The 6650-nt window shown below is 29.6% G+C and carries 7 protein-coding genes and 2 tRNA genes; 6 read left to right on the top strand and 3 right to left on the bottom strand.

Features of this window, described 5'->3' with window-relative positions; genetic code table 11:
- The first annotated feature begins 18 nt into the window (after nt 1-18).
- From BM384_RS14410 to BM384_RS14400, 3 genes are all read left to right on the top strand, one after another.
- Nucleotides 19-94: transfer RNA gene (locus tag BM384_RS14410), tRNA-Phe, on the top strand.
- Nucleotides 95-186: 92 nt separating this feature from the next.
- Nucleotides 187-1062 carry an aldose 1-epimerase family protein gene (locus BM384_RS14405; protein ID WP_090014597.1) on the top strand — a complete coding sequence of 292 codons (876 nt, stop codon included), beginning with the start codon at nt 187-189 and terminating at the stop codon, nt 1060-1062.
- A 95-nt stretch (nt 1063-1157) separates the two neighbouring features.
- Nucleotides 1158-1904: a peptidylprolyl isomerase gene (locus tag BM384_RS14400; protein ID WP_090014595.1), complete on the top strand. Its 747-nt coding sequence runs from the start codon at nt 1158-1160 to the stop codon at nt 1902-1904.
- A 53-nt stretch (nt 1905-1957) separates the two neighbouring features.
- On the opposite strand, the gene BM384_RS14395 is transcribed toward BM384_RS14400, so the two are convergent.
- Both BM384_RS14395 and BM384_RS14390 read right to left on the bottom strand, forming a co-directional pair.
- Nucleotides 1958-2605, bottom strand: a complete 648-nt coding sequence (locus tag BM384_RS14395; protein WP_090014593.1) for an HAD family hydrolase — start codon at nt 2603-2605, stop codon at nt 1958-1960.
- A gap of 59 nt (nt 2606-2664) precedes the next feature.
- A tRNA-Pro gene (locus BM384_RS14390) sits at nt 2665-2740 on the bottom strand.
- A 269-nt stretch (nt 2741-3009) separates the two neighbouring features.
- Between BM384_RS14390 and BM384_RS14385 the strand changes: the two genes are divergently transcribed.
- The 3 genes from BM384_RS14385 to rsmI all read left to right on the top strand — a co-directional run bounded on the left by BM384_RS14385 (nt 3010) and on the right by rsmI (nt 5983).
- Nucleotides 3010-4278 carry a C40 family peptidase gene (locus tag BM384_RS14385; RefSeq protein ID WP_090014592.1) on the top strand — a complete coding sequence of 423 codons (1269 nt, stop codon included), beginning with the start codon at nt 3010-3012 and terminating at the stop codon, nt 4276-4278.
- 111 nt (nt 4279-4389) lie between these two features.
- A complete protein-coding gene (locus BM384_RS14380; RefSeq protein WP_090014589.1) occupies nt 4390-5133 on the top strand; it encodes a tRNA1(Val) (adenine(37)-N6)-methyltransferase in 744 nt (247 codons plus the stop codon).
- Between the two features lie 4 nt (nt 5134-5137).
- Complete coding sequence (rsmI, locus tag BM384_RS14375; RefSeq protein WP_090014587.1) at nt 5138-5983, top strand: 16S rRNA (cytidine(1402)-2'-O)-methyltransferase; 846 nt, start codon at nt 5138-5140, stop codon at nt 5981-5983.
- Between the two features lie 80 nt (nt 5984-6063).
- On the opposite strand, the gene BM384_RS14370 is transcribed toward rsmI, so the two are convergent.
- Entirely contained in the window at nt 6064-6312 is a 249-nt protein-coding gene (locus tag BM384_RS14370; protein WP_090014586.1) for an AbrB/MazE/SpoVT family DNA-binding domain-containing protein, read from the bottom strand.
- Nucleotides 6313-6650 lie beyond the last annotated feature (338 nt).

The raw sequence follows: 6650 nt of genomic DNA, 5'->3' as shown, positions 1-6650 counted from the left end.
GACGTTGCTAGGTAATATGGCTCGATAGCTCAGTCGGTAGAGCAGAGGACTGAAAATCCTCGTGTCCCTGGTTCGATTCCAGGTCGAGCCACCAGATAAAGCACTAACTTATGTTAGTGCTTTTATTTTTGTTTTAAATAAAATATAATTATTATGTAAAATGTGTTTATTTTGAGGGGGTTAAATATGGTTCATGTATTAGAAAATGATAATTTAAAAATTTCAATTAACACTTATGGTGGAGAATTAAATTCTATATTTAATAAGAAAAATGATACAGAATATTTATGGGATGGAAATCCAAGTGGATGGAAGTATCATGCTCCTGTTTTATTTCCTATTGTAGGAAAAGTTAAAGATTTTAAATATAAAGTTAATAATGCTATTTACGAATTACCACAGCATGGATTAGCGAGAGTATCAGACTTTAATATGGTAGAAAAAACAAATGATACAATAAGATTTGATTTGGAATATTCTAAAGACACATTAAAAGTTTATCCATTTAAATTTAGATTAAGTTCAATATATACACTTACTGGTAGTACAGTTAAAGTTCAATATAAAGTATTTAATATGGATGATAAAAGTATTTATTTTTCAATAGGATCACATCCAGCATTTAGATGCCCTATAGATAGTGAGGAGTCTATTGAAGATTGTTATCTAGAATTTGAAAATGAAGAAAATGCATCTATAAATGTATTAACTAAGGATGGCTATTTATATAGAGATAAAGAAAGTTATATGGTTAATACAAATATAATTAATTTAAAGAAAGGTACCTTTAAAAATGATGCTCTTATTTTTTCGAGTTTGAACTCTAATAAAGTTAGTATAAAGTCAGTAAATAATGATAAGTCTGTAACAGTAGACTTTAAAGACTTCCCTTACTTAGGTATATGGTCACCCCTTAATGGAGCAAGATTACTATGTATAGAGCCTTGGTATGGTCATGCTGATTATTGTGACTTTGAAGGAGAGTTTTCTACAAAAGAAGGAGTAATAGAATTAGCACAAGGTAAAGAATTTGAATGCTCTTATTCAGTAGAGATAAATTAAAGAAAATAGTATATTAAGTGGTAGTTATAAGTTGTTATATATTATAGTTACTGCTAAAATGTATTTATAATATTTAAATAAAAAGGAGAAATACAATGGAGAATAAAGTATTAGCAGTTGTTGCAGGAACTGAAATAACAAGCAATGATTTAAATGAAATAATAGCAAGATATCCAGAACAACAAAGAATGTACATGGATAGTGAACAAGGAAGAAAGCAATTACTTGAACAAACAATATCTTTTGAATTATTCTCAAAATTAGGAGAAGAAATTCAATTAGATAAAACTGAAGAATATAAAGAAACTGTTAAAAAGTTAGCTAAGGAAATATTAATTCAAATGACAATTAATAAAGTTCTTTCTGAAGTGACAGTTACAGATGAAGAAGTTGAAAACTACTTCAAGAACAATAAAAAGAATTTTGTTGAAGAAGCAACTGCTAGAGCTAAGCATATCTTAGTAGAAACTGAAGAAGAAGCTAAGAAGATAAAAGATGAAATAGAAAGCAAAGCAATTAGCTTTGAAGAAGCAGCTAAGAAGTACTCTTCTTGTCCTTCAAAAGAACAAGGTGGAGATTTAGGTGTATTCAACAGAGGTATGATGGTACCTGAATTTGAAGAAGCTGCATTTAACAGTGAAATAGGAAAGATTACAGATCCAGTTAAGACTCAATTTGGATATCACTTAATATTAGTTGAAGATAAGACTGATGCTAAGGAAAAAGATTTCAAGGATGTTAAGGAAGCTGTAACAGCTCAATTAATTCAAGAAGCTCAACAAAAGAAATATCTTGATGTTTTAAAAGAATTAGAAGCAAAATATCCTGTTGAAAGAAAGTAATTTCTTTTTAAATATAATAAGGCATGCTACCTATATAATAGCATGCCTTATTTTTATTTAATTAATTCATTAAAATCATAAATATAATCATCTGCTAATTCAGATAAGGTTTCTTTTTTATCCTTAGAAGATTCATCATAAACAGCAATTACAGACATTTTAGCAAGCTTTGCACCTTTAATACCTTCTGCTATATCTTCAAACACCACACAGTCCTCAGGAGCTGTTTTAAGCTTGTCTGCAGCTAATAAATATACATCTGGATTGCTTTTATCCTTTTTAGCCTCATCTGTAGTTGTTATGGCATCGAAATATTCATATATACCATTAGATTTTAAAACTGATTCTATAAGTAGTAAATTGCTACTACTAGCTAGTCCAATCTTTATGTTATTACTCTTTAAGTATTTTAAGAAATCTAATACACCAGGCTTTAATTTTACATTATGTGAATAATGTTCTAAGGCCATATTATTCCATGTTTCAAGTATTGTATTAAGGTCATCATCAATGTTGAATCTTTTCTTAAAGTAAAGAGCAACATCTATAAAACCAAGATGAGATATTTCATCTTTTAATGCAGGTGGCACTGTTAAGTTTTTTGAAGCTAGGTAATCTATATCTATTTGTGACCAAACCCACATAGAGTCCACTAAAGTTCCATCTAAGTCAAAAATTGTAGCTTTAATATTTTCTTTCATATTTTACCTCATAAGTTTTTGTGTATAAAAAAAGGTAGACAAAACGTCTACCTTTTATATGGTCGGGGTGACAGGTCTCGAACCTGCGACCTCATGGTCCCAAACCATGCGCGCTACCATCTGCGCCACACCCCGTAACAAATAATATTATATACATATATTTTTTAAATGTCAAACATAAATTTAAGATTTTGGAGAACATTACTTTAAAAAGATGTTGAAAATATTTACATGTAGGAGAATATAGTAGTATATAGTAGTATATAAGAATATATGAGAATTAACAAGAGATAGATAAATGTAGAGAAAGTTGAGTAAATTGCCTGTTTTCAAGTTAAATGGTATAATTAATTAAAGTGATTTTATATAAGTCGAAGGGAGGGATGGTCTAAAAGACCATTTTAATGAAAAAAAGAGTAATAGCTGCAATGCTGACAGCAGTTCTTTCATTTTCAGTATTAGCACCAGGAATAACGGCAAGTGCCGATCCAGTGCAAGTTGTAGATTCAGCAACAAAAAGCGAATATGCTGAAAAAGAAGCAAAATATAATGAATTAGTAGAAAAAGTACAAAGTTTAGATAATGAAATTAGTAACCTAGTTATAAAGATAGATTCTAATAATGAACAAATAGAAACTATAAATGGTGAAGTTGAAAACGTAAATAAAGAAATAGAACAAACTAAAGCTGATATTCAAGAACAAGAAGAAGTTTTAGGACAAAGATTAAGAGAAATATATAAAGCAGATGGACAAACTAGTTATATTTCTATCCTATTCTCTGCAGATAGTTTCAGTGATTTAATCAGTAAGATTGATAATGCTAGAACATTAATTAATCTAGATAAAAAAGCTGTAGATGAATTAAATGATAGTAAAGCTAAGTTAGATGAAAAAGTTACATCTCTTCAAGACAAAGCTAAAGAAGTTGAAGAGTTAAATGCAGAAGTAAAAAAACAAAAAGAAGAAGCTGATGCTAAAAAAGCTGATCAAGAAGTTGTATTAGCTCAAGTTAAGCAAGAAAAAGAGTCTTTTGAAGCTCAATACATACTACCACAAGAACAAAATTCAGTAGCACCATGGATTTCACAAGCTACTAATGGAAATAATAGTGTGGATCAAATAAAAGAAGCCATGGAAACTTTAAAGGCTATGAAGTCACAATTAACTCAAAGCTCAGTAATTAGTAGTGTAGATTCTGCTATAGAAAAAGCAAAGAGTAATATTGAAGAAAAAAATAGACAAGCTCAAGCTCAAACTAATAGAGGTGCAGCTACTATAGCTTCAAGTTCAGGTACAACAGCAGGTTCGACAATTAAAGCACCAGCTCAATCACGTGATGCATCAACTGTATTAAGTTATGCAAGACAATTCTTAGGAGTACCATATGTATACGGTGCAAGTGGACCAAATAACTTTGACTGTTCAGGATTTACTCAATATGTATTCAGAAATGCAGCAGGAGTAAGCTTAGGTAGAACTACTTATGATCAAATTAAAGACGGTGTAGAAGTTTCATATGATCAACTGCAACCAGGAGACTTAGTATTCCCACATGATGGACATGTAGGTATATATATTGGTAACGGTCAAATGATTCATGCTCCAAGAACAGGAGATGTTATAAAAATATCATCTGTTTATAAGTTCTGGAGAGCTAGAAGAGTACTATAATTATTAAGTATTCAAGCTATGTTAAAACGGCAATTTCGTTTTAACATAGCTTTTTTATTGCTAGAAATGTTATACTGTAAATAATACATATTATTTGGTGAGGATGATTTTATGAACAACATAAAGATATATGAAGATGAATCAGTTGATGATTTACAACTAGAAGGCCTAAACTTAATACAGAAGAAAGATGCCTTTAGATTTGGTGTAGATGCAGTTTTATTAGCTGATTTTGCTAATGTAAAAAACAAATATAGAGTCATTGACCTATGTACTGGAACAGGAATAGTACCTTTTTTAATATTTGGTAAATATCATCCTAAAGAAGTTTTGGGTGTTGAAATTCAAGATGAAATGGTAGAAATGGCTGAAAGAAGTACTAAACTAAATGGATTAGAGGAAACTATTAAATTTCATCATGGAGATTTAAAAGATACTGAGTTTTTAAAGAACTTAGGAAAGTTTGATGTATTAACTGTGAATCCTCCATATAAGCTAAATAATGCAGGAATAGTAAACCCATCTGATAAGCTTGCAATAGCTAGACATGAAGTTTTATGCAACTTAGAAGACGTAATAAAAGCTGCAAGAACACTTCTAAAAGATAATGGAAGAATGTTTATGGTGCATAGACCAGAGAGATTAGCAGATATAATCACATTAATGAGAAAGTATAAAATAGAACCTAAGAGAATAAAGATGGTTCAACCTAACACTAAGAAGGCTCCTAACATAGTACTTGTTGAAGGACAAAGAGATGGAGGAAAGTTCTTAAAGTGGGAGGCACCTTTATATGTTTATAATGATGAAGGCGGCTACAGTGATGAAATAGAAAGAATATATGGAAGAGGTTGATATTATGAGTAATGGTAAAGTATATTTAGTACCAACTCCCATTGGTAATTTAAAAGATATAACGCTTAGAGCATTAGAAGTTTTAAAAAGTGTTGATATAATTGCAGCAGAAGATACTAGACAGACACTAAAACTTCTTAATCATTTTGAAATTAAGAAGCAATTAATAAGCTATCATCAGCATAATGAACAGGGAAAAAGTGAAGATATCTTAAGCTTAATTGAAGGAGGAAAAGAAGTTGCAATAGTAACAGATGCAGGTACACCAGGAATTTCAGATCCAGGAGCAGTTATAGTTAGTAAATGTATTGAAAAAGGCTATGATTTTGAGGTGTTACCTGGAGCTACAGCTATTACAACTGCGTTAGTATATTCAGGCTTAGATACTACTAAATTTCTATTCAGAGGATTTATATCTAGAGAAAATAAGAAAAGAAAAAAGCTTTTTGATGAAGTAAGAAATGCCACTGAAACTTTAATATTTTATGAATCTCCTCATAGACTTTTAAATACTTTATCTACATTAAGAAAAGAATTAGGAAACAGAAGAATTTCTGCATGTAGAGAATTGACAAAGCTTCATGAGGAAATAACTAGAGGAACTATTGATGAAGTTATTGAATTTTTCTCTGAAAAAGGTGTTAAGGGAGAATTCGTTCTTGTAGTTGAAGGAAAGACTCAAGATGAAATAGAGCAAGAAATAAAAAGTAAGTGGGAAAGTCTTTCTGTTGAAGAGCATATTGTTATGTATATAGAAGAAGGATTAAGTAAAAAAGAAGCTATAAAGAAGGTAGCTAAAGAACGTGGAATGCAAAAAAATGATGTTTATAAAATAGCTACTAACATATAATAAAATAAAAAAGACCTCTAGGGGATAGAGGTCTTTTTTATTAAACCAAATTATTGGGGATAATTTGGTTTATTATAAAACTAGATTCTTGCGTTTCTCATTTCTTCAAGACAGTTTTTACAAATGTTTTTACCTTTGTAGTTTATAACGTCTCTAGCATCTCCACAGAATATACAAGCTGGTTCATATTTCTTTAAGATTATTTGTTCACCATCTACATATATTTCTAAAGCATCTTTTTCTGCTATGTCTAAAGTTCTTCTTAATTCTATAGGAATAACTATTCTTCCTAATTCGTCTACTCTTCTTACTACACCTGTTGATTTCATTTAAGTTTCCTCCTTGTATTTGCATCATTCGACATTTTACTATGCTATCTTACCAAAATTGTAATATAAAGTCAACCTAAAATGTGAATAATATTTTAGGCTTACAAATTTCTCTATAAACTATGTATAAATAGAATATACTACCATTTTTTGAAATTGTCAATACTTTACATTTAGAAATCATATTATACACAAATAGTTTTTATTTTTATCTATGAAATAAAATTTCTCGCTAGGTAAATAATATAATATAAAAAAGATTTAAAATCAAGGAAAATAATTATATTTTAAAAAAATAAAAAACAATACCATATATTTCTTCAAAAATGGTAATTTGT

It is taken from the genome of Clostridium sp. DSM 8431 (genome assembly GCF_900116755.1).
Classification (GTDB): domain Bacteria; phylum Bacillota; class Clostridia; order Clostridiales; family Clostridiaceae; genus Clostridium.
The sequence above is the reverse complement of the archived record's forward strand: the minus strand, read 5'-3'. Positions and strand labels throughout refer to the sequence as shown.